The following is a 21,719-nucleotide window of genomic DNA, read 5'->3' as shown; positions in this document are numbered from 1 at the left end:
CGCCTACGAGCGGTTGGGCGACTGCGCGCCGAGCAGGCCGGCCGGGCGGAAGACCAGCGTGAGGATCAGGATCGAGAAGATGATCACATCGGCCCATTTCGTGGCGATGTACTGGCTGCTGATCGTCTCGATCAGGCCGATGAGGAGGCCGCCCACCATCGCCCCCGGCACGTTGCCGATGCCGCCGAGCACGGCAGCGGTGAAGGCGCGCAGCCCCGCCGTGTAGCCGATGCTGTACTGGGTGAAATTGTAGTAGAGGCCGAAGATCATCCCGGCGGCGCCGGCCAGGGCGGAGCCGGCGAAGAAGGCGATCATCACCACCTGATCGACCTCGACGCCCATCATCCGCGCGGCTTCGGCGTCCTGGGCGACGGCGCGCATCGCCTTGCCAAGGCGAGAGCGCCTGACGAACAGGTTGAGCCCCCACATCAGCACCGCCGCGACGATCCAGATGATCACCGCCTTGAGGCGGATCGTCACCCCACCGAGATGATAGTCGATGCTCGGCATCGGGTCGGGGTAGTTCAGCGCCTGCGCGTTGGTGAGCAGCAGCACGAGGTTGAACAGGATATAGGAGACGCCGATCGTGGTGATCATCGCCATCGGCCCGCGCACGTTGCGCATTGGCCGCAGGGTGTAGCGCTCGATCACGACGCCGAGCACCCCGGAGGCCACCATTGTCACCGCGAGGGCTGCGAGCAGCGACAGCACCAGCGGGGCGCCGTGCAGCACCACCGACTGGCCCTGCAGGCCGAACCATTGCAGCACGATGAGGCCGACGAACGCCCCCACCATGAACACGTTGAAATGCGCGAAATTGATCAGCTCCAGGATACCGTAGACGAGCGTGAACCCGAGGGCGAGCAACGAATACATCGCCCCCAGGCTCAGCCCGTTCACGAGCTGCTGGAAAAAAACCGCCGTTCCGGTCATGGCCGCCGCGTCAGTTCTGCGGCGCCACGCCGACGTATCGCATCTGCTTGTTCAGGTCCCCGAGCGGGGCGGATTTGTCATGGTGGAACTGGAACACGGCGACGACATGGCTGGTCATGTCGCCATACTTGTCGAAGCTGATCGGCCCCTGCAAGCCGTTGACATGCACGGTCGCGATCGCGTCGCGCACATTTGCGGCGGTGAGCGGCTTGCCGGCCTTCTGCCCCGTCTTGATGCCGGCGATGGCGACGAGGGCTGCGTCATAGCCGGTGATCGCGTAGTCATCAGGTGCCACGCCGTAGGTTTTCGTATAGAGCGCGACCCAGTTTGCGAGCTTGGGGTCGTCCACCACATGCGGCGAGGCGTTGGTGCCATACCAGCCCTCGGCGGCGGGGAAGCCGGCGGCCGTCATCATCTCGGGGCTCAATATGCCGTCGCCGCCGCCTTTGATGACGTGCGGAATGATCTGGTAGCTCTGCTTCACCAGCTTCACACCCGCCTGCATCGTGCCGCCATAATAGAGCGAGGCAGTCTTGGTCGCGGCGATCTTGGTCAGCACGGCGGAATAGTCCGCGGCCTTGGGATCCAGCCTGTCGCGGCCGAGGACCTTGATGCCCTTCTTCTTCGCCTGCGCCTCGAAGGCGTTGGCGAGGCCGACGCCATAGGCGCCGCTGTCATCGAGGATGTAGACGCTCTTTGCCTTGAGGACCTCTGCATAGAAATTCGCCATGTTCGGGCCCTGATAGGCATCGGTCGTCACGGTGCGGAAATAGATCGGCTTGCCGCCCGGATCGAACTCGCCGGCATAGGTCGGGCTGGTGATGTCGGGGGCGGTGGAGGAGGGGGTGATGGTGGCCAGATTCGCCATCGAGAGGATTGGCGCCATCGCCTTGCCGGAGCCGCTCATCTCGGGCCCGACATTGGCGAGAACGGTGTGCGTCCCGGCCAGCTTGCGGGCGTTGGTGGCGGCCTGCGCGGGGTCGTATTGGCCGGCGGTCGCGGTCGCGTTGTTCAGCACCATCGGTTCGAGCCGGATGTCGCCGAGTTCACCGCTCTGGTTGGCGAGCTTGATCGCGAGTTGCGCGCCGTGAAGGATCAGATGCGCGGCCTCGGCGTCGGCGCCGGTCAGCGGCAGGGTGATCCCGATGTGATAGACCTTGTCGCCCGCCCGGGCGATGGGACTTGCCGAGGCGAGGAGAACCGTGCCTGCCGCGCCCCGCAGAGCATTGCGCCTTGAAAGTGCCATTTGTCCCATCCTTCTTGCTTTTGTGATATATCTGCCATGCACAGAGTAACCGGCTCCAAAGCGAAGGCAAGCGGTTTTTTCCGGATGGGATCACGCCAGAGCGCCCTTATCCGATCAGATGGAGCCATCTGATCGGATAAGGATGTTTTTTATCGATATGATAGAGCGATGCATCCGATCCGGAAGGATCGGAAAGTGTTCTGGATGGGTGTGGGCAGATCGGCCAAAAAAAATGGCGGCCATAAGGCCGCCAAGTTTAGGGAGGAAACGTCCAAGAAAGCAAACAACGTGTTGTTTGCTGCGATGCACTATATGTCCGTTCCGGTGCCCGTTTCAAGTTTTTTGTGCATCGCAACATATGTCTTTCACGAATATGTCTTATGCTGCCGCCTGAACCGAGCTGTCACATCATCCGCCGATCGTGCCTCTCAGGCCGAACAGGAAATTCTGGCCGGGGATTTGCACACCGTTTGCCGGCTCGAAGGGGGAGTTGGTCAGGTTGCGGCCGATCGCGAAAAGAGTGAGGGCCCGGCTGACGCGGTAGTTGACCGCCAGATTGGCGATCGTGCCGGGCCGGGCCAGGCCGGTGCCAGTCGGATAGCCGGAATTGGCGTAGAGGTAATCCGAGAAGCGGCCGACATAGCGGATGGCGGGCTCGATCGACAGCGCCGGGATCGGGTGGATCGAGAGGGTAAGCGATCCGGCGTTATCCGGCCGGCGCAGAAGGGCCGTCCGGGTCGCGACATCGCGGGCGATGGTGCGCGTATAGTCGATCCGGCCGGAGAGCCAGCGGGTCGGCGCGAAGCCGATGCCAGCCTCGATGCCGTGAATCCGGGCGCGAGCGACGTTCTCCTCCGTGCTGGTGCCATCAGGCAGGGAAGTATACTGGAACAGGTTAGCGATATCCTGGTGGAAATAGCTCATCTGCAGCGTCACTGCGTCAGGCATGCCGAAGGCGGGCAGCACGGTTTCGAAGCCGAACCGATAGCCAACCGAGTGTTCGGGGTGGAGGTTCGGGTTGCCGTGATAGCCGTAGCTGTCGATGCCGTGCAGGTCGTAGAGCGAGGGGGCAAGAAAGCCGCTGCCCGCCGAGGCCTTCAGCCGCGTATCGATTTCGGGCAGGGCCAGCACGAGACCGCCGCGCTCCGTCACCACGGTGCCGTAGCCGCTGACCGAGTCACCTCGGATGGCGCCCTGGACTGACAGGCGACGTGCGATGGTTGCCTGCGCGCCGACATGCCCCGCGGTGATGGATTGCGAGGCGGCGAGGCTGGAGAGGTAGGGAAAGCCGCCAAAGCTCGCATTGTAGTTCTCGATCGCCGTATCATGCGTGGTCTCGATGCCGGCGACGAGCGTCGGGTCTGTCATCGGGCCAAAATTCGGCAGGCGGATCACGTTGTTCCACTGGATCACCGTGCGGTCGCCGCGATAGCCGCTGTCGCCGGCGAACTGGTTGGGGTCGGCGGGATCGAGCAGGGTGAGGTAGCGGCGGTCGTCCTGGATATGGGCGATGTCGAGTTCGGTGGTCAGCCGGTTGTCGAACAGGTGCGATTTCACGCCGAAGCGGACGAAAACATTCGAATCGTAGCTGTTTTCATAGGGGTCGTCGAAGATCGGATATCCGAGATCGGGATACTGGGTGCCGGTCTGCCGGGCGCGGACGATCAGCGAGATCCGCGTGCCGGCGATGGGTGTGTAGCCGAGATTGACGGCGCCGAGCTTGTAGCGGAACGGGTCGCGATGCGCGGCATAGACGGCAAGCCGCCGCGCCGTCGCGTCGAACCCGGCCTGTTCGATGAGCGAACCTGTGATCGCATAATCGAATTTGCCGCTCTGGCCGGAGAGGGTAACGCTGCCTTCGCCCTGGCCGGGAAAGCCCCCGGCGATGTCGTAATCGACATGCGGTGCGCCATGGCCACGCTTGCTGATCAGGTTGATGACGCCGCCGATCGCGCCCGAGCCGTAGAGGCTGGACATCGGGCCGCGGACCACCACGATCCGCGCGATATCGCCGATGCCGGCATTGCCGAAATTGAACGCGCCGTTGGCCACCGAGGGATCATTCACCGGCACGCCGTCGCGCAGCACCAGCACGTCTTCGGAATTGGTGCCGTCGATGAAGACCGAGGTCTGGGCGCCAGGCCCACCCAGTTGCACCACGTTCAGGCCGGGAACCGTGTCGAGCGCCTGGACGAGGGTGGTCACGCCGCGCTGGCGCAGCGCGGCCGCGGTGATGACCGTGACCGATGCCGGGGTATCCGCAATGGGCGTCCGCACATAGGAGGCGGTAACCGTCTCGATCGGCACGGTGCCGGCGGGCAGCTGCGCGTTTTGGGCGTGTGCATTGGCAACAGCCCCGCACAAGGCGAGGGGAACGAAAAAACGATATCGCGCGGAGTCGCGCATGGAAAAACTCCGGTCCGGCACCCGGCGGGGCGGGCGCTGCCATAAGGGCGACCGAAGGCTACGGGACTTCACCCTTCGCTCCCGGTTCACCCCGCCCGGACGCGCGCGCATGGTCTCGGAACTGGCCGGTCTCCTGGCTCGCGGGTCAACAGCGCGCTCGGCCTTCTCGCGGGCGGGTCTGTGCCCCCTCGCAATGGCCCGGATGAACGCGCCTCACCGCTCACAGTTGCGGGGGCAGCCGCAGACGGGGCGACAAACCACCCTTCTGCGTTCCCGTTTCAGCCCTTGCGGGCCACCGATTCCTGATCAAGCTGTAGCGCCACCGGGGCTGGCGGCGCAAGCGCTGGTTCAGTCGAGGCCGAGCAGGCCGGGCAGGGCGGAGAGATCGCTGAGAACGGCATCGGGCGCGCCGGGCAGCCGCTCCGCCGGCTGTTTCGCGCGGTTGCACCAGGCGACGCGGAAGCCGAAGGCCGAGGCGCCATACGCATCCCAGCCATTGGAGGAGACGAAGCAGACCTCCTTGCGTTCCACCCCAAGGCGCGCCGGCACCATCTGGTAGACACGCTGATCGGTCTTGAACACGCCCACCGCCTCGACCGACAGCACATGGTCGAGCACGTCGCCGATCCCGGCATGGGCGATGGCGGCGGCGAGCATCGCAGGGGTGCCGTTCGAGAGAATTGCGGTGGCGATGCCCTTTGCCTTGAGGGCGCCCAGCGTTGCCTTCACCTCGGGATAGGCCGAGACGATGCGGTAGAGTGCGAGCAACGCCTCGCGCCGCTTCGGGTCGGCGAGGCTGGTCGCCTCCAGCGCGAAATCGAGCGCGTCGGCGGTGACGGTTTCGAAATCGGTATAGAGGTTCTGCAGGCTGCGCAGCCACGTGTATTGCAGCTGCTTGTCCCGCCAGAGTGTCACCAGCGCCGCGCGGCGGTCTTCCGGCACATCCGGGCAGCGGGCGACAGCGGAGCCGAAATCGAACAGCGTGCCGTAGGCATCGAACACGCAGGCGCGGACACCCTGGATTGCGGACATCGAAATCCTCCCGTTCAGGCGGCGGCCGGCAGGACGCGGGCCAGCCCGTCATAAGCGTCGAACATGCGGTCGCACCAGGCGTGCAGCGTGTCATCCTCGGCGAGGATCTTTACCGGGGTCGAGGCATGCGCCCAGAGGAAAGCGCTGAAGGCGACATGGTCGGCATAGTTCGGCGCGTCGCCGGCAAGGAATTGCTGATCCGCCAGCGTGCTGCGCAGCGGGCGCAAGGTGGCGCGGAGCGTGGCGAGATTTTCCTCGCGTGCGGCCCGCAGCGCCCCGACCGTGGTGCCGAACGCGGCCTCGCGGGTCGAGCGGAAATAGTCGCGGTCACCCTCGTGCAGGATGTCCACAAGGTCCGGCAGCACCACTTTCGCGATTGCGGGATGCACCGCTTCGCTGGTCCACTGGTTGACGAAGCGGACGAGGCTGCGGCCGACCGCGCCGCCGAACAGGCTGGGACGGTCGGGATAGGTATCCTCGAGGTAAAGCGCGATAGCCCAGCTGTCGTGAATGTTCCGGGTGCCGTCGACCAGCACGGGCACCTTGCCCTGGCCGGAAAACGCGATGGCGTCTTTCTCCATGAACCGCCAGACCACGGTCTCGCAAGGCAGACCCTTGTGCGCCAGCGCGAAACGGGTGCGCCAGCAATTGGGGCTGAAGCGCACGCGCTCGTCGGCGCCGGCGAGATCGTAAAGTTTCAGGGGTTCACGCATTCAGGGTCTCCTTGACGGCAGGCCGCACAGCAAACACCGCAGGTCCGGCGGTTACTGTCGGCGGGCTTTTTTGGGTGGTGTCTGCTGTTCATGCAGCCGCGGGCGCGGGTCTCCTGAGCCGGCTCACTGCATCCTCGACCAGGCGGTCAAGACGGCCAGGATCAGGGTCGAGCCGCGCGAAGGTGCGCAACGCGACGACGGTCCCCAGCAGCAACTCGGCTTGCGTCGCGGTATTCATGCCGGCCGGCAAAAGTCCGGCAGAATTCGCATGTTCAAGCCGCTCGTGGAAAAACTGCTGAACCCCGGCGAGGCGCGTCCCGACGATCGTCCGGGCCTCCGGGGACAGCGGGCCGCCATCCATCGCCGTGTTCACCAGGAGGCATCCGAGATGCAGCGGATCGTCCCGCGAATGATCTCGGATCAGGCCGAGAAAATCAGCGATCGAGGCGATCGGGTCAGTGCGTTCGGCGAGCTGTTCGAGAACGGGGGTCAACCCGTCATCGGCATACCGCTCGAGCGCTGCGCGGAACAGGCCGTCCTTGTCGCCATACCGGTGATACAGCGCCGCCGCGCTGAGGCCCGTCGCTTCGGTAAGATCCCTGAGCGAGGTTCCCGCGTAGCCATTTTGTCTGAAGACCGGAATGGCGCGGTCGAGAACGTCATCGTCAGTCAGGAGGCGTGGGCGTGGCATGTTACACTTGAGCTCGATTGCATTTTCGTTTCCATTATAATAAACCGATCATTATAAAACAACCCATGTGACGCTGCTGGGTGATACACATAATGTGACATATGGTATATGAAGCCGACCTCGTCTACTTTATTGATCCTATGTGCGCATGGTGTTGGGGGTTCGCGCCGGTTATCGATGCGATCCGCGCACGATATTCTCGCCGTCTGGGCATCCGCATCGTTGTCGGTGGCCTTCTGCCGGGAATGCGTGTCCCCATGGATGCCGCTGCGAAAAGCCTGACTTCCGCGCACTGGGAACGGGTGCGGAAAGCATCCGGGCAATCCTTCGATGACGCATTCTTCGACCGCTCAGCCTTCGTCTACGATACGGAGCCGGCGTGCCGTGCCATCGTCGCGGCACGCCGCCGCTCGGCGGAGGACGCGCTCACTCTTCTGGCCAGCATCCAACGTTCTTTTTATCTCTGCAACGAGGATGTGACGGATCCGGTGGTGCTGGCCGGAATCGCGGCGCGCCAGGGGTTTCGCATGGAGTCGTTCCGGGAAATGCTCTGTTCCGACGAACTTGGCGTGGAGACACGGCAGGATTTCGCGCTGACACAGAAATCCGGCATCGCCGGCGTCCCGACCCTGGTCGCCGCCAGGGGGCGGGATCGGCGGTATGTGGTCGTCACTGAGGGGTTTCGGCCGGCAAAGCGGATCATTCCGATGCTGGATCGCTGGCTGCAAAGGGAATTGCCCGCGGGAGGCGCACGGCGCGCCATCTGAACTCTGTCCCAGGCCTGACCTTCGTCGCGTGCAGTGCATGGGGGATGCCGGCTTGTGGCTTGCCGTCCGACGCGGGGAGGATATAGACGGATCATGAAGGAACGACATTATCGCCCCGCGACCACTCTGGTTCATGCAGGCCAGATCCGGTCCAATTTCGCAGAGAACGCCGAAGCGCTCTATCTGACCTCCGGTTTCGTCTATGATAGCGCAGAACAGGCGGAAGCCACGTTCAAAGGCGAGATTGCCCACTATCAGTATTCCCGCTTCGGCAACCCGACCGTGAGCATGCTTGAGGCAAGGCTTGCCGCGATCGAGGGGGCTGAGGCCTGCCGCGCGACCGCCACGGGCATGGCCGCGGTCAATGCCGCGTTGCTCGCCCATCTGAAGGCCGGGGACCGGGTTGTCGCTTCGCGGGCGCTGTTCGGCTCCTGTTCGTGGATCGTCTCGACCTTGCTGCCGCGCTACGGCATTGAGAGCGTGTTCGTCGATGGAGGCGATCTCGCGGCCTGGGAAGCGGCACTGGCGCCGGGTGCGGCGCTGGTCCTGCTCGAAACACCGTCCAATCCGATGCTTGAGATCATCGATCTGCGCGCCGTTGCCGACCTTGCCCACAAGGCCGGCGCCATTGTGGTGGTGGACAACGTGTTTGCCACGCCGCTGCTGCAACGGCCGCTCGAATTCGGCGCCGATGTCGTTGTCTACTCGGCCACCAAGCACATGGATGGCCAGGGCCGTGTGCTGGGTGGTGCCGTGCTGGGCAGCAAGGCCTGGATCGAGAACACGCTTCAGCCCTTCACCCGCAATACCGGTCCCGCGATTTCGCCGTTCAACGCCTGGGTCATCCTCAAGGGGCTTGAAACGATGGCGCTTCGCGTCGGCCAGGCGTCAGGATCGACGGCGACCATCGCGGATCACCTCGCAAGCCAGCGTCATGTGCGGCGGGCGCTCTATCCGTTCCGGGCCGACCATCCACAGGTTGATCTGGCGAAGCGGCAGATGAGCGCCGGGGGGACGCTCGTGACCTTCGAGCTTGAGGGCGGCAAGGAAGCGGCATTCCGCTTCATGAACGCGCTCGATCTGATCGCGATTTCAAATAATCTGGGCGATTCCAAATCGATGGTCACACATCCGGAAACCACGACCCACTCTCGAATCCCTGCGGAAGAGCGCGCTCGTCTCGGGATTGGCGGGGGGACGATCCGTTTCTCCGTCGGGCTCGAGGATGTCGCCGACCTGATCGACGATCTCGATCGGGCGTTCGCCGCGCTGGCATAAGTCGTTATGGAGGCGGCAGGTTCGGATAACGGTCTATTCACCAGCTCCTGCTGGGGCAGGCGTTTCTGCCGCCGCCTCGTGATCGGGCCACGCGGAATGCGGACGCTGGATTGCGCGGTTTCCCTGCTTGACGCCCAACCCGACCGGGGATATCAACATGCGTGATTTCGGGCCGCAGCAACCATGCGCTGCGGCCTGTTGGTTTTTGCTCCGTTTACTGGAAGAGATCTTTCGTCCATGGCCAATATTGCATCGGCACAGAAGCGCATCCGTCAGACCATTGTTCGCACTGCGCGCAACAAGGCTCGCCGGTCACGCGTGCACAGCTTCGTCCGGAAGGTTGAGGAAGCACTTGCGTCGGGTAATCACGCGGAAGCGCGTGCGGCGTTCGTGGTCGCTCAGCCGGAACTGCAGCGTGCGGTGACGAAGGGCGTTCTGAAGGCCAACACGGTGTCCCGGAAACTGTCCCGGCTGTCGGCGCGCGTGAAGGCGCTCTCTGCTCCCGTCTGAGGCTGGGCCTGGGTTTCGTCTGTTTCGGACGAATTCACATCGTCAGCGCTTGATTGGCTTTAAACCAAGCCATTGCTTTGGCTGGGCTAGTTCGCCCAGTCGAGCTTGTTTCTCTTAAACGGCAATCGGTGATGCGCTCAGCGAATGAAACAAGTCGCTGATCTCGTCTACCAATTGTCGTTTTCGGACGCGTTTGTCGCCCGGATCAGAATTGTTTAGCTGATCGTATTTCGCAACAGCGCGTCAACATATACTGCAACCGTTAATTGCAAGACGTTTTGGCGATTTTATCGGGAAGTGATGCGGCCAGATTTCAAATGGCTTCATCAATCTCCTGATTTAATGGGCAATTATTTAAAGATGCACATTATATCAGCAGAAAATCAAATCGATAGGGTCTTGCGCAGGGCGCTGGGTTTGGCCTAGTTTCAGGTCACAGGATGACGAATGGATGACGATGACTGATCCGTTTGATGGTTTGTTCAACCATTGATTGCGGATACGGGTTCTTGCGGCCGAATAGCAGGCCGGTCATGCGGTCGTGCAGGGATGAAGTCAGGACGGGAGCGGCACTTGAGCACGCAGGTTTGGCAGGATCAGGGGGGCGAAGCCCGGTCTTCGGGGCGTTCGCGCGGCGATGCTGGCCAGGATGAACTGGCCAGCCAGTGGAGTCGTGTCCGGGGACGCCTGCAGGAAGAGATCGGCGAGGTCGAGTATCGCAACTGGCTACGTCAGGCCGTTCTGCATGGGCTTGATGGCGATGAGGTGACCGTCATGCTGCCCACGCGCTTCCTGCGCGACTGGGTCAACAAGGAATATGGCAGTTTGCTGACGTCCTTCTGGCAGGCCGAAAATCCCGCGGTGCGCCGCGTCGATATCCGCACGAAGCCGGTGGGAATGAGCGAGCGCGCGCCCGATCTGGCCGAGGCCGAGGTGAAGGGCGCGGCCGCAAAGCCGCCCGCCGCCCGCCGCGAGATCGAGGACCGGCAGGACATGAGCGCGCCGCTCGATCCCCGGTTCACTTTCGATACGTTCGTGGTCGGCAAGCCGAACGAGTTTGCGTATGCCTGCGCGAGGCGGGTTGCGGATGGACATGCCACGCCCGGTTTCAACCCGCTGTTCCTGTATGGCGGCGTCGGGCTCGGCAAGACCCATCTGATGCACGCGATCGCATGGGAACTCTCCCAGCGCTCGGACAACGTCACGGTCGCTTACATGTCGGCCGAGAAGTTCATGCACAAATTCGTCAGTGCCCTCAGGCGGCAATCGACGATCGAGTTCAAGAACGAGTTGCGCAGCGTCGATGTCCTGATGGTGGACGATCTGCAATTCCTGATCGGCAAGGACGGAACGCAGGAAGAATTTTTCCATACTTTCAACGCGCTGGTCGATTCCGGGAAGCAGATCATCGTCTCCGCCGACAAGTCGCCTTCCGACCTGTCCGGGATCGAGGATCGGCTCCGCACCCGGCTTGGCTGCGGCATGGTCGCCGATGTCCATGCGACAACCTACGAACTCCGGCTGGCCATCCTCGAGGCGAAGGCTGCCCGCGCGGGGGTGAATGTGCCCGGCCGGGTGATGGAGTTCCTTGCGCAAAAGATTACCGCGAATGTCCGGGAACTCGAGGGCGCGCTGAATCGGCTGATCGCGCATGCCAATCTGTTCGAGCGTCAGGTCACCCTGGAAACCGCGCACGAGGTGTTGCACGATCTCCTGCGCGCCTACGACCGCAAGATCACGATTGAGGAAATCCAGAAACAGGTCGCCGAGCACTACAATATAAGGATCAGCGAAATGTCGTCGGCGCGCCGGGCGCGGAACATCGCCCGCCCGCGGCAGATCGCGATGTATCTTGCCAAGCAGCTGACCAGTCGCAGCCTCCCGGAGATCGGCCGGAAGTTCGGCAACCGTGACCACACAACGGTTATGCATGCGGTGGCGAAGGTTACCGAACTGATCGACGCTGACCCCGATTTCGCCGAGGACGTCGAATTGCTCCGCAGGATACTGACCGTCTGATCAGAAGCCCGGCGGCCAGCACCCGTCAGAGATGACGGGCGTGATGTCTGAGATGATCCTCGACAAAAGTCGAAATAAAGAAATACGAATGGTCGTACCCGTCTTGCATGCGGAGTTCGAGCGCTACACCCCTTGCCGAGCAGGCCTCCCGCAGCAATTCAGGTTTGAGTTCGCGTTCAAGAAATGGATCCGCCGTGCCCTGGTCAACCAGGATGGCCGGGCCGCCCCAGCCGCGGTCCTCGATCAGCGCGGTTGCATCGTAATCGCGCCAGGCCTTGCGGTCGGCTCCCAGATATCCGGTCAGCGCCTTTTCTCCCCAGGGGCAACGCATCGGCGATACGATCGGCGCGAATGCTGAAACGGACCGATAGCGCTCCGGGTTCTTGAGTGCGATCGTGAGGGCGCCATGGCCGCCCATCGAATGGCCGAAAATGCCGACCCGAGCGGCATCGACCGGAAATGCGGCGTTGATCAATGCCGGCAGCTCGTCCGCGATGTAGGAATACATCCTGTAGCCATTCCGCCATGGCGTCTCGGTAGAATCGACATAAAACCCGGCGCCGACGCCAAAATCATAGGCGTCCGACTCGCCCGGATAGCCAAGGCCGCGCGGCGAAGTATCCGGCGCGATCAGGGCGATTCCAAGCTCCGCGGCAACGCGCTGCGCGCCAGCCTTCACCGTGAAATTTTCTTCCGTGCATGTCAGGCCAGCCAGGTAATAAAGCGCCGGAACCTTCCCGATTTGAGCCTGAGGCGGCATGAAAACGGCGAAACGCATCGAACATCCGGTCGCCTTTGCCTGGTGCCGATAGACGCCTTGCACGCCGCCAAAACATTTCTGTATCGAAACCGTCTCGAAAACAGTGGCGTTCGTCATGTATCGATCCCCCCGTGATTTGTTCGCCAGACTATTCCGCGCTGCGTGCGGAAAGGCAATCGCAGGCGGCTCTTATGCGTTTTATCGAATTTGAACGGCTGTTTTGCGAAATCTTGCTTAAAACCGGCGTCGGAGAATTTATTCGCGTTGACAGTTCCGGTGGTTTCTGCGTCATTAATCGTGCAATCGACTTTGGCTTGCCTTGTTGCACGAGACGGGTTTCCGTACGGCCAAGACGTCCAAAACCCGGTTGTCCCTCTGGAGCCGTGCGGCGGTCGCACGGTGGGTCTGTCTTAGGAGCGACGACGCGACAATGGCGATCGGCACTGTCAAGTGGTTTAACACCACGAAGGGCTTCGGCTTTATCGTGCCGCAGGATGGCGGCAAGGATGTTTTTGTTCACATCACGGCGGTTCAGGCGGCCGGCATGCGGGGCCTCAATGAAGGCCAGAAGATTTCCTACGAGGTCACTCAGGAACGCGGCAAGGCAGCCGCTACCAACCTCAAGGCGGTCTGAACCTACCGTTCTGGTTTGGTTATGAGACGGGGCCCTCCGGGGCCCCGTTTTTTGTTGAGCGCCCCATCCTTTCCGGGGTTCCGCAGGCCTCGCCCGACGCCCGCAGGTCGGGCCTCCCGAATGCTTGCATGCCGCTCAGGCGCATTGTCCGGTCATGCGGGGTGGCCGGAGAAAGGCGGCGGCTTGGTGCGGCGCAATACCGAATCGTGCGCTCACGGCAAGATGGCAATGCATGTGATGGTCAGTTCTCCTGCCAATTGCTGCCAACTTTCATGCGGCCAGCCATTCTGACATTTTCGTGATCTGATTGTTCATTCTGCGATCGTATCGTGCGCTGTGTAGCACGAATGGCCGAAATTTTACCGGGATGAGGGCGTTTTTTTGCTTGTGAGCAGCTTACAATTGCTCGACATCGTATAGAGCATGCCCTATACGTAATGATTATTCGGTTATCGTTAAAGATGGAAACGGGTCATTCATGGTATTGTCCGCGACCGCCGTTCATCATTCGACAGGACGATCAATGACCTCACGAACTACCACTGGACCGGCTATGGCCGCGTTGCATGAACGTCATCAACGTGAGGACGAGGCTGCCGGCCAGCAGGGGGATGCGCTTTACTCGGTCAGCCAGTTGGCCCGTCAGCTTGGCGTGACGGCGCGCACCATCCGCTTCTACGAAGACAAGGGGTTGGTAAATCCCAGCCGCGCTGGAACCACCCGGGTCTACACCTCGCGTGACCGTGCCAGGCTGATGCTGATTCTGCGCGGCAAGCGGCTTGGTTTTTCGTTACGCGAGATCAAGGACTACCTCGATCTCTACGACGTCGATCCGACACAGCACGCGCAGTTGCGTCAGCTTCTCGCGGCCGTGCGCAAGCGCATCGCCAAGCTTCAGGAACAGCGCGCGGCACTCGAGCAGAGCCTGGCCGAGCTGGCCGATATCGAGCGGCAGTCGGAAAATGCCCTGAAACTGTCGACCAAATAAGCCTCGCACAGGAGTCCGAGATCAATGCCCAGCGCCGTCATCGCCGCCTATGCACGTTCGCCATTCGCCCTTGCACGAAAAGGGGGGCTTGCGCGGGTCCGGCCCGACGAGATGGCCGCGGCCGTCGTCCGGGAACTCGTGGCGCGCAGCGGTGTCGCGGTGGGGGATATCGAGGACCTGATCGTCGGCTGCGCCTTTCCCGAGGCGGAGCAGGGGCTGAACGTGGCCCGCCTGATCGGGTTGATGGCGGACCTGCCGATCAGTGTTGCCGGCGCCACGGTCAACCGGTTTTGCGGCTCATCGATGTATTCGATCCACATGGCGGCGGGCGCCATCGCGATGGGCGCGGGAGAGGCGTTCATCGCCGCCGGCATCGAGAGCATGACACGGGTGCCGATGGGCGGGTTCAACCCGATGCCGTCGCCAACCCTGTATGGCAAGATGCCGGCCGCTTACATGGGCATGGGCGAGACGGCCGAGAACGTGGCCAAGCGCTGGCAGATCTCGCGCGATGCGCAGGAGGAATTCGCCCTCGCCAGCCACGTCAAGGCGGCGGCGGCGCAGAAAGCGGGGAAGCTCGCGGACGAGATCGTGCCGATTTCGCTGGCCGGCGCAACGGTGTCCGAGGATGGCTGCATCCGCCACGATGCCTCGCGTGAGGGTTTGGCGGGGCTGAAGCCTGCCTTTGATGCCGAGGGTAGCGTCACTGCCGGAACCTCCTCGCCGCTGACCGATGGCGCTTCGGCCGTGCTGGTCTGCTCGGAGGATTACGCCGCCAAGCACGGGCTTGCGCCGCTCGCACGGATCCGCTCGGTCGCGGTGGCCGGCTGCGCGCCGGACATCATGGGCATGGGCCCGGTCGCGGCCTCGCGCAAGGCGCTCGCCCGCGCCGGCATCGAGGCTTCCGCGCTCGACGTCGTTGAACTCAACGAGGCCTTTGCCTCTCAGGCGCTCGCCTGCATCGGCGAACTCGGCCTCGATCCGGCGCGCGTCAATCTCGATGGCGGCGCCATCGCGCTCGGCCATCCGCTCGGGGCAACGGGCGCCCGCATTACCGGCAAGGCGGCGCAACTGCTCCGGCGCGAAGGCGGCAAATTCGCGCTCGCGACCCAGTGCATCGGCGGCGGCCAGGGCATCGCGACGGTTCTGGAGGCGCTCTGATGGGCGCGATCCAATCCGTCGCCGTCATCGGCGCCGGCGTGATGGGGGCAGCGATTGCCGCCCAGATCGCCAATGCCGGCATCAAGGTCCGCCTGCTCGACATCGTGCCGAAGGAAGGGGATGACCGCAACGCCATCGCGAGGCGGGCGATCGAGCGGCTGAAGACCACACAGCCGGCGCCGTTGATGTCCTCCCGCGCCGCGCGGCTGATCGTGCCCGGCAATACCGAGGACGATTTCGCCGCCCTTGCCGAATGCGACTGGATCGTCGAGGCCGTGATCGAACGGCTCGACATCAAGCAGGCGCTCTATCGGCGCCTCGCGGAGGTGCGAAAGCCAGGTTCGGTGATCTCGTCCAACACCTCCACCATCCCGCTTGCGGAACTGATGACGGACATGCCGGAAAGTCTCCGGCCGGATTTCGTCATCACCCATTTCTTCAATCCGCCGCGCTACATGCGGCTCCTCGAACTGGTCACTGGTCCGGCAACCAGCGCGGACGCCATCGCCCGCATTACCGAATTCTGCGATATCGTGCTCGGCAAGTCGGTGATCCCCTGCCGCGACACACCGGGCTTCATTGCCAACCGCATCGGCACCTACTGGATCCAGACTGCGCTCATCCTCGCGATGGAGATGGGAATCGAGATCGAGGAAGCGGATGCGATCATGGGCAAGCCGATGGGCTTTCCCTCGACCGGCGTGTTCGGGCTGATGGATCTGGTCGGCATCGATCTCGGTCCGCATGTCAATGCCTCGCTCGCCCGCCTGCTGCCGAAGACCGACGCCTTCCACAGGATGAACCGCGAGGCGCCATTCCTCGGGACGATGATTGCCGAGGGCTATACCGGCAAGAAAGGGAAGGGCGGCTTTTACCGCTCCAGCGGGCGCGGCAAGGATCGCGTGAGGGAGACCCTTTCGCTCGCCGCGGCCGCGCAGGGCCGGCTGGAATGGCGGCCCTCCATCCGCCCCGACATCGCCGAGGTCAAGGACGCGAAGAAGGATCTCAAGCAACTCGTCGGTGCGAAGTCGAAATACGGGCGCTATGCCTGGGGCGTGCTCGGCCGCGTGCTGGCCTATGCGGCCTCGCTGATCCCCGAGATCGGTGACGACATCGCCGCCGTCGATGCCGCGATGCGGCTGGGCTACACGTGGAAATACGGTCCGTTCGAACTGATCGACCGGCTTGGCGCTGACTGGGTTGCATCGCATCTCGCCGATCTCGATGAGACGACCCCGCCGCTGCTCGCCAAACTCGGCAAGGGCGCGTTCTACCGCGAGGACGGCGCCGCCCTGCTGCGCTTCATGCCCGATGGCAGCTACCGGCCGATCGGGCGCGCCCCCGGCGTTCTGCTGCTTGAGGATGCGAAGCGCGGCCGCAAGCCGGTGCTCACGAACAAATCCGCCTCGGTGTGGGATATTGGCGACGGCGTGCTCTGCTTCGAGTTCCATTCGATCATGAACTCGATCGATGGCGACATTCTGGCACTGCTCGGCAAGACCGTCGCGCTGGTGCAGAAATCCCACAAGGCGCTGGTGATCTACAGCGAGAACCTGCGCGCCGGGCCTGGCAAGGAGAATTTCTCGGTCGGCGCCAATCTCGGCCTCGCCATTTTCGCCGCCAACCTCCGGATGTGGGGCAAGATCGAGGGGACGGTGAAGGAGGGGCAGAAGGCGATGCAGGCGCTGCGCGATGCACCGTTCCCGGTGGTCGGCGCGCCATCCGGCCGGGCGCTGGGCGGCGGCTGCGAGATCCTGCTGCATTGCGACGCCGTTCAGGCCCATGCCGAAACCTATATGGGGCTTGTCGAGGTCGGTGTTGGCCTGGTTCCGGGCTGGGGCGGCTGTGCCACCATGCTGGCGCGCTGGCAGACCGCGAAGGATGCGCCGCGCGGTCCGATGCCCGCCGTCGCGAAGGTCTTCGAGATGGTATCGACCGCGAAGGTGGCGACCTCCGCCGCCGAGGCGAAGGAGCTGAAATTTCTCCGCCCCGGCGACGGCATCACCATGAACCGCGAGCGCGTGCTGGCCGATGCCAAGGCCCGGGCGCTCGCCATGGTGGCGGGATATGCGCCGGCCGAGCCGGAAACGCTGCAATTGCCGGGTGCGTCCGGACGCGTCGCCCTCGGCATGGCGGTTGAGGAATTCCGCAAGAAGGGCGTCGCGACACCGCATGACGTGACAGTATCGTCCCATCTTGCGCGCGTGCTCACCGGCGGCGATACCGACATGATCGATCCGGTGCCGGTCGCCGCGGTGAAGGACCTTGAACGCGAGGCCTTCATGGCCCTGTTCCGCACCAAGGAAAGCCAGGCGCGGATCAAGCATATCCTGGATACCGGCAAACCCCTGCGCAACTGAACCGAGACAAGGGAGATACGACATGCCCGTCTACAAGGCGCCGCTTAAGGACATGCGCTTCGTCCTGCACGAGCTCTATGACAGCACCGCCATCGCCGAGCTGCCCGGCAATGCGGATTTCACCCCCGAACTGATCGACAGCGTGCTGGAGGAGGCCGCGAAGATCAGCGAGGAGGTGCTGTTCCCGCTGAACCAGGTGGGCGATCGCGAGGGCTGCACCTATGAAAACGGCGTGGTTCGCACGCCGAGCGGCTATCGCGAGGCCTACCGCACCTTCTGCGAGGGCGGCTGGACCTCGATTTCCTCCGATCCGGATTATGGCGGGCAGGGCATGCCGCTGACCGCGGCGATGATGGTCGAGGAGATGTTCTGCTCCGCCAATGTCGCCTTCGGCCTCTACCCCGGGCTGAGCCACGGCGCCTATGTCGCGCTGAAGCATTCGGGGTCGGAAGAGCAGAAGAAGGCGTGGCTGCCCAACATCGTCTCCGGGAAATGGACCGGCACGATGTGCCTGACCGAGCCGCATTGCGGCACCGATCTCGGCATGCTCCGCACCAAGGCGGTGCCGAAGGATGATGGCAGCTACAGCATCACTGGCAACAAGATCTTCATCAGCGCCGGCGAGCACGATCTTGCGGAAAACATCGTCCATCTCGTTCTCGCCCGCCTGCCGGATGCGCCGGCCGGGGTGAAGGGCATCTCGATGTTCCTGGTGCCCAAGTTCCTGCCGCGCGAGGATGGCACGCTCGGCCCGCGCAATGGCATGCAGTGCACCGCGATCGAGCACAAGATGGGGCTGAACGGCTCCGCCACCTGCGCGATGAGCTTCGACGGCGCGACCGGCTGGCTGGTCGGCGAGCCGCACAAGGGCCTCGCTGCGATGTTCAAGATGATGAACACCGAGCGCCTCTCCGTCGGCATCCAGGGGCTCGGCATCGCCGAGGTCGCGTATCAGAACGCCGTGGCCTATGCGCGCGAGCGCATCCAGGGCCGCTCGCTCACCGGCACCAAGGCGCCGGAGAAGCAGGCGGACCCGATCCTCGTTCACCCCGATGTGCGGCGGATGTTGCTGACCAGCCGCGCCTATATCGAGGGCTGCCGGGCGTTGGCCGGCTGGGTCGCGCGGGAGCTGGAAATCCTCGAGAAATCGGATGACGACGACGCGAAGCAGGTGGCCGACGATTTCGCCTCGTTGATGACGCCGGTGGTCAAGGCGATGTTCACCGATCTCGGCTTCGAGATCGCCTCGCTCGCGGTGCAGACCTATGGCGGCCATGGCTACATCCGCGACCATGGCATCGAGCAGTATGTGCGCGATGCGCGGATCGCGATGCTCTACGAGGGCACCAACGGCATCCAGGCGCTCGACCTCGTCGGCCGCAAGCTGCCGCAGGATGGCGGCAGGCTGCTCACCCGCTTCCTCGATCCGGTCCTCGAATTCATCGAGGCGCATCAGGATAACGACGCGCTCGCCGAGTTCCTGCCCGCGCTGTCGCAGGCGCTGGAGCATGTGCAGGAAGCGACCGGCGTGATCATGGAAGGTGCGATGACCAATCGCGACGAGGTGGGGGCGGCGTCGGTCGACTATCTCCGCCTGTTCGGCCTCACGTCGCTCGCCTTCGTCTGGGCCCGCATGGTTGCGGTGGCTGCCCCCAAGGCCGGGGATGACGGCGAGGGCGCGCAGTTCTACCGTGCCAAGGTGCAGACCGCGAAATTCTTCATGGAGCGTCTTCTGCCGCAGACCGGCGCGCTGCTCACCGCGATCCGGTCGGGCGCTGCGACCATGATGGAATTTGAGGACGCCGCGTTCTGATTGGTTTGAAGCCGCCCGGTCACCTGGCCGGGCGGCCGTAAAGCCCCGTGATCGTGGCGCTGGCCAGCGCATCCTGCGCCAGCGCCCGGCGGAGCGCAGCATGGGACGCCAGCGCCGCTGCCGGCAGCCGGGCGACCCGCAGAGCGAAGACCGTCAGATGATAGTGATGCGGCGGATCGCCGACGGGCGGGCAGGGGCCCTGGTAGCCATGGATGTTGCCGCTGCCGTTGCCTTGAACGGTGCCGCGCGGCAGCGCGTTGCGCCGGCTCCCGGAACCCTCTGGCAATGACGTGACGCGCGCCGGAATGTTCGCCACGATCCAGTGCCAATAACCCTTGCCTCGCCGGGCATCGGAATCGAACAGCGTGACGGCATAGCTGCGTGTGCCCGCCGGCGCGCCGCTCCAGGCGAGGGCGGGGCTGATATCGTTACCCGTACAGCCGAGGCGGTTGAAGACCTGGGCGGCCGGAATGGTCCCGCCATCGCGAAACGCCGTCGTGTGCAGTGAAAATCCGTCGGCGCGCGCGGTTTTGGTCAGGGCCATCAGCGCAAGTGCAAGCAGAACCGGCCGTTTCATCAGCGTCATCCTCAGCGTTTCGAGCCTCGCCGGAGCAGCCAGAGCGGCAATGGCAGGGCGGCGAACAGGAACACCCAGAGCAGCGGGAACGTGGCGGAAAGCCCGCCGTCTTCAAGATCCACCCAAAGGCGCACGGGCATGCCCTGCGGAAAATAGGCGAAGATCAGCACGATGCCGAGTTCGCCCACCCCGCGCACCCAGGCCAGCGCCAGGGCGGCGCCAAGCCCGTCGCGCGCCATCGGCAGGGTGATATGGCGGAAGATCTGTCGGCGGGACACGCCGAGGGTAAGAGCCGATTCGGCGAGTTCGGCGGGAATTTCGGCGAACGCGCCGCGCGCCGCGACGACAAAGGTCGGCAGGCCGGCATAGATCCCCGCGATCAGCAGCGCCGGGGGATTGTTGGTGATGATCCCGCCGAAGCGTTCGAGCAGGGTGCCCACCGGACCGATCGGGCCGTAGAACGCGGCGAGCAGGATGCCGAGGGCGAGCGGCGGGGTCAGCAGTGGCAGCAGCAGGAACAGTTGCGCGGCATCTCGCGCCCGTCCCTTGCCGGCGGCAAGCCAGTGGGCCAGCGGCGTGCCGAGCAGTGCTATGACGGCCAGAGCCGCGAGCCCATAAGACAGCGAGACGATCAGAGACCTGCCATCGGCCCCGGAGAGGCCGAAATGGCGCCAGTCGGTCATCATGAAAAGGCCGACGAATGGCGCCGCCAGCAGCAGCAGCACGAAGCCGCGCAGCAGGGTTCCGGGAAGCGCTCCGGTCAGACCGGTCCGCCCAGTGGCGGATTGTAGCCGTATCGTGCGAACAGTTCCTGTCCCTTGCGGCTTTGCAGCAGTGAAACGAAAGCCCGTCCCGCCTCGGGATTCCGGGCGTTGCGCGGCACGCAGGCATAGAAGACGAGCGGCTGCGTGTGCAAGGTCTGCCTGTGGCCCTTCACCCTGAGCGTGACCGCGGCGCGGGAATACCATTCTGCCACCATCGATGGATCGCTGAGATTGATCTGTCGGGGCAGGGCAAGAAACGGCAGCTTGAGCGACTTCACTGCACTTTCATAGCCGATCGTGGCGTCGACCGCGCCGCTGTCGATCCGCGAGAGCAAGGAGGGTTCGGGGAAGATCTGCGCAGGGTTCACCGGCGTGCCGAGCACGCGCCGGATCAGGTCCGGCTTCTGGTAGTAACGCTGGGCAAGATCGAACGTGAACAGCACGTTGCGGCCTTGCGGATCGGTGCGCGGGTCGGTGCGGCCGAAGCGCAGACCGGGTTTTTCGAGGATGTCGAACCAGTGCGCGCCGGCATCCGCGGCCTCGAAATCCTTGTGGAAGCGCGAATGGGGCGACCATGCCAACACCATCGCGGTGCTCGCCACCGGAACGGCGTGGCTGACCAGCCCCGCTGTCTGCAAGATCTCGATCGGGCCGCGCGTGATCGAGATGAACGCGTCCACCTGGAGCGTTTTCGCCGCGATGAGATGCGCGAGGCCGAACGCGCCCCGTCCGATGCCGCGGAACTGGTCACCGGACTGGGTCTGGAATGCGGGGCCCAGGCCGCGGTCCATCAAAAGGCCCATCGAGCCCGCATACGCGATCGTGGCGGACTTGCCGGCAGCCTCCGCCGTCATGGGGGCGAGTGCGACAGCGCCTGCGAGCCTCGCGAACGCTCTTCTGGACAATATCATTGGGGAGTCTCCTTGTGCGGACCGTGCCACCTTCGGGCAATCGATATGTTCAATTGGCGATATCGTCAATTCGCCATATCGAAATCGATGATGTTTTGTGTTTGAACCGGAGGGATGGAGACCGAAACCGGAATTCCCCCGCTCAGCTTACGCATT

At 63.8% G+C, this 21,719-nt stretch carries 19 protein-coding genes and 1 riboswitch; of the genes, 9 read left to right on the top strand and 10 right to left on the bottom strand.

What is annotated here, in order from left to right:
• Nucleotides 1-3: 3 nt before the first annotated feature.
• The 6 genes from B7Z76_RS06895 to B7Z76_RS06870 all read right to left on the bottom strand — a co-directional run bounded on the left by B7Z76_RS06895 (nucleotide 4) and on the right by B7Z76_RS06870 (nucleotide 7,021).
• Nucleotides 4-933 (bottom strand): branched-chain amino acid ABC transporter permease, encoded by a 930-nt coding sequence (locus B7Z76_RS06895; RefSeq protein WP_291342946.1) that lies wholly within the window; start codon nucleotides 931-933, stop codon nucleotides 4-6.
• 10 nt (nucleotides 934-943) lie between these two features.
• Nucleotides 944-2,179 (bottom strand): branched-chain amino acid ABC transporter substrate-binding protein, encoded by a 1,236-nt coding sequence (locus B7Z76_RS06890; protein WP_291342944.1) that lies wholly within the window; start codon nucleotides 2,177-2,179, stop codon nucleotides 944-946.
• Nucleotides 2,180-2,587: 408 nt separating this feature from the next.
• Nucleotides 2,588-4,585, bottom strand: coding sequence for a TonB-dependent siderophore receptor (locus tag B7Z76_RS06885; RefSeq protein WP_174502963.1), 1,998 nt, complete (start codon nucleotides 4,583-4,585; stop codon nucleotides 2,588-2,590).
• Nucleotides 4,586-4,690: 105 nt separating this feature from the next.
• A riboswitch (cobalamin riboswitch) is annotated at nucleotides 4,691-4,900 on the bottom strand.
• A gap of 33 nt (nucleotides 4,901-4,933) precedes the next feature.
• Nucleotides 4,934-5,617, bottom strand: coding sequence for a haloacid dehalogenase type II (locus B7Z76_RS06880; protein WP_174502962.1), 684 nt, complete (start codon nucleotides 5,615-5,617; stop codon nucleotides 4,934-4,936).
• 14 nt (nucleotides 5,618-5,631) lie between these two features.
• Nucleotides 5,632-6,330 carry a glutathione S-transferase family protein gene (locus B7Z76_RS06875; RefSeq protein ID WP_174502961.1) on the bottom strand — a complete coding sequence of 233 codons (699 nt, stop codon included), beginning with the start codon at nucleotides 6,328-6,330 and terminating at the stop codon, nucleotides 5,632-5,634.
• An 88-nt stretch (nucleotides 6,331-6,418) separates the two neighbouring features.
• A complete protein-coding gene (locus B7Z76_RS06870) occupies nucleotides 6,419-7,021 on the bottom strand; it encodes a TetR/AcrR family transcriptional regulator (protein WP_174502960.1) in 603 nt (200 codons plus the stop codon).
• A gap of 101 nt (nucleotides 7,022-7,122) precedes the next feature.
• On the opposite strand from B7Z76_RS06870, the gene B7Z76_RS06865 reads away from it, so the two are divergent.
• From B7Z76_RS06865 to dnaA, 4 genes are all read left to right on the top strand, one after another.
• Entirely contained in the window at nucleotides 7,123-7,788 is a 666-nt protein-coding gene (locus B7Z76_RS06865) for a DsbA family protein (protein WP_174502959.1), read from the top strand.
• Between the two features lie 93 nt (nucleotides 7,789-7,881).
• Nucleotides 7,882-9,066, top strand: coding sequence for an O-succinylhomoserine sulfhydrylase (gene metZ, locus B7Z76_RS06860; RefSeq protein ID WP_291342942.1), 1,185 nt, complete (start codon nucleotides 7,882-7,884; stop codon nucleotides 9,064-9,066).
• A gap of 237 nt (nucleotides 9,067-9,303) precedes the next feature.
• Complete coding sequence (gene rpsT, locus B7Z76_RS06855; protein WP_174502957.1) at nucleotides 9,304-9,576, top strand: 30S ribosomal protein S20; 273 nt, start codon at nucleotides 9,304-9,306, stop codon at nucleotides 9,574-9,576.
• A gap of 573 nt (nucleotides 9,577-10,149) precedes the next feature.
• Complete coding sequence (gene dnaA, locus B7Z76_RS06850; protein ID WP_174502956.1) at nucleotides 10,150-11,595, top strand: chromosomal replication initiator protein DnaA; 1,446 nt, start codon at nucleotides 10,150-10,152, stop codon at nucleotides 11,593-11,595.
• Nucleotides 11,596-11,620: 25 nt separating this feature from the next.
• Here dnaA and fghA read toward each other — a convergent pair whose 3' ends face one another.
• On the bottom strand, nucleotides 11,621-12,472 hold the full coding sequence (fghA, locus tag B7Z76_RS06845; RefSeq protein WP_291342940.1) for an S-formylglutathione hydrolase: 852 nt from the start codon (nucleotides 12,470-12,472) through the stop codon (nucleotides 11,621-11,623).
• A gap of 313 nt (nucleotides 12,473-12,785) precedes the next feature.
• Here fghA and B7Z76_RS06840 point away from each other — a divergent pair, with 313 nt between their 5' ends.
• From B7Z76_RS06840 to B7Z76_RS06820, 5 genes are all read left to right on the top strand, one after another.
• Nucleotides 12,786-12,989, top strand: coding sequence for a cold-shock protein (locus B7Z76_RS06840; RefSeq protein WP_007421600.1), 204 nt, complete (start codon nucleotides 12,786-12,788; stop codon nucleotides 12,987-12,989).
• 553 nt (nucleotides 12,990-13,542) lie between these two features.
• The gene (locus B7Z76_RS06835) at nucleotides 13,543-13,977 is read left to right on the top strand and encodes a MerR family DNA-binding transcriptional regulator (RefSeq protein ID WP_174502954.1); all 435 of its coding nucleotides are present in this window, start codon (nucleotides 13,543-13,545) and stop codon (nucleotides 13,975-13,977) included.
• Nucleotides 13,978-14,001: 24 nt separating this feature from the next.
• Entirely contained in the window at nucleotides 14,002-15,138 is a 1,137-nt protein-coding gene (locus B7Z76_RS06830; protein ID WP_291342934.1) for a thiolase family protein, read from the top strand.
• Nucleotides 15,138-17,498: a 3-hydroxyacyl-CoA dehydrogenase/enoyl-CoA hydratase family protein gene (locus B7Z76_RS06825; protein WP_291342932.1), complete on the top strand. Its 2,361-nt coding sequence runs from the start codon at nucleotides 15,138-15,140 to the stop codon at nucleotides 17,496-17,498. The genes B7Z76_RS06830 and B7Z76_RS06825 overlap by 1 nt, the downstream gene beginning before the upstream one ends.
• 22 nt (nucleotides 17,499-17,520) lie before the next feature.
• Nucleotides 17,521-19,311: an acyl-CoA dehydrogenase C-terminal domain-containing protein gene (locus tag B7Z76_RS06820; protein WP_291342930.1), complete on the top strand. Its 1,791-nt coding sequence runs from the start codon at nucleotides 17,521-17,523 to the stop codon at nucleotides 19,309-19,311.
• Nucleotides 19,312-19,330: 19 nt separating this feature from the next.
• Here the strand turns inward: B7Z76_RS06820 and B7Z76_RS06815 are convergent, their stop codons facing one another.
• Genes B7Z76_RS06815 through B7Z76_RS06805 form a run of 3 tightly spaced genes read right to left on the bottom strand, consistent with a single transcriptional unit; the run spans nucleotide 19,331 to nucleotide 21,506 of the window.
• Nucleotides 19,331-19,888, bottom strand: coding sequence for a YbhB/YbcL family Raf kinase inhibitor-like protein (locus tag B7Z76_RS06815; protein ID WP_291342928.1), 558 nt, complete (start codon nucleotides 19,886-19,888; stop codon nucleotides 19,331-19,333).
• A gap of 11 nt (nucleotides 19,889-19,899) precedes the next feature.
• Nucleotides 19,900-20,613 carry an ABC transporter permease subunit gene (locus B7Z76_RS06810; RefSeq protein WP_174502949.1) on the bottom strand — a complete coding sequence of 238 codons (714 nt, stop codon included), beginning with the start codon at nucleotides 20,611-20,613 and terminating at the stop codon, nucleotides 19,900-19,902.
• 35 nt (nucleotides 20,614-20,648) lie between these two features.
• A complete protein-coding gene (locus B7Z76_RS06805; protein ID WP_291342927.1) occupies nucleotides 20,649-21,506 on the bottom strand; it encodes an extracellular solute-binding protein in 858 nt (285 codons plus the stop codon).
• Nucleotides 21,507-21,719: the final 213 nt, after the last annotated feature.

This window comes from Acidiphilium sp. 20-67-58, from assembly GCF_002255515.1.
In the GTDB taxonomy this organism is placed as follows: Bacteria; Pseudomonadota; Alphaproteobacteria; order Acetobacterales; family Acetobacteraceae; genus Acidiphilium.
Note: the sequence above shows the minus strand (reverse complement) of the source record. Positions and strands in the feature narration are given on the sequence as shown.

Bases quoted from the DNA above. Each gene is read 5' to 3' on its own strand.
- B7Z76_RS06895 (WP_291342946.1), bottom strand. From the start codon at position 933: ATGACCGGAACGGCGGTTTTTTTCCAGCAGCTCGTGAACGGGCTGAGC.
- B7Z76_RS06890 (WP_291342944.1), bottom strand. From the start codon at position 2,179: ATGGCACTTTCAAGGCGCAATGCTCTGCGGGGCGCGGCAGGCACGGTT.
- B7Z76_RS06885 (WP_174502963.1), bottom strand. From the start codon at position 4,585: ATGCGCGACTCCGCGCGATATCGTTTTTTCGTTCCCCTCGCCTTGTGC.
- B7Z76_RS06880 (WP_174502962.1), bottom strand. From the start codon at position 5,617: ATGTCCGCAATCCAGGGTGTCCGCGCCTGCGTGTTCGATGCCTACGGC.
- B7Z76_RS06875 (WP_174502961.1), bottom strand. From the start codon at position 6,330: ATGCGTGAACCCCTGAAACTTTACGATCTCGCCGGCGCCGACGAGCGC.
- B7Z76_RS06870 (WP_174502960.1), bottom strand. From the start codon at position 7,021: ATGCCACGCCCACGCCTCCTGACTGACGATGACGTTCTCGACCGCGCC.
- B7Z76_RS06865 (WP_174502959.1), top strand. From the start codon at position 7,123: ATGGTATATGAAGCCGACCTCGTCTACTTTATTGATCCTATGTGCGCA.
- metZ (WP_291342942.1), top strand. From the start codon at position 7,882: ATGAAGGAACGACATTATCGCCCCGCGACCACTCTGGTTCATGCAGGC.
- rpsT (WP_174502957.1), top strand. From the start codon at position 9,304: ATGGCCAATATTGCATCGGCACAGAAGCGCATCCGTCAGACCATTGTT.
- fghA (WP_291342940.1), bottom strand. From the start codon at position 12,472: ATGACGAACGCCACTGTTTTCGAGACGGTTTCGATACAGAAATGTTTT.
- B7Z76_RS06840 (WP_007421600.1), top strand. From the start codon at position 12,786: ATGGCGATCGGCACTGTCAAGTGGTTTAACACCACGAAGGGCTTCGGC.
- B7Z76_RS06835 (WP_174502954.1), top strand. From the start codon at position 13,543: ATGGCCGCGTTGCATGAACGTCATCAACGTGAGGACGAGGCTGCCGGC.
- B7Z76_RS06830 (WP_291342934.1), top strand. From the start codon at position 14,002: ATGCCCAGCGCCGTCATCGCCGCCTATGCACGTTCGCCATTCGCCCTT.
- B7Z76_RS06825 (WP_291342932.1), top strand. From the start codon at position 15,138: ATGGGCGCGATCCAATCCGTCGCCGTCATCGGCGCCGGCGTGATGGGG.
- B7Z76_RS06820 (WP_291342930.1), top strand. From the start codon at position 17,521: ATGCCCGTCTACAAGGCGCCGCTTAAGGACATGCGCTTCGTCCTGCAC.
- B7Z76_RS06815 (WP_291342928.1), bottom strand. From the start codon at position 19,888: ATGAAACGGCCGGTTCTGCTTGCACTTGCGCTGATGGCCCTGACCAAA.
- B7Z76_RS06805 (WP_291342927.1), bottom strand. From the start codon at position 21,506: ATGACGGCGGAGGCTGCCGGCAAGTCCGCCACGATCGCGTATGCGGGC.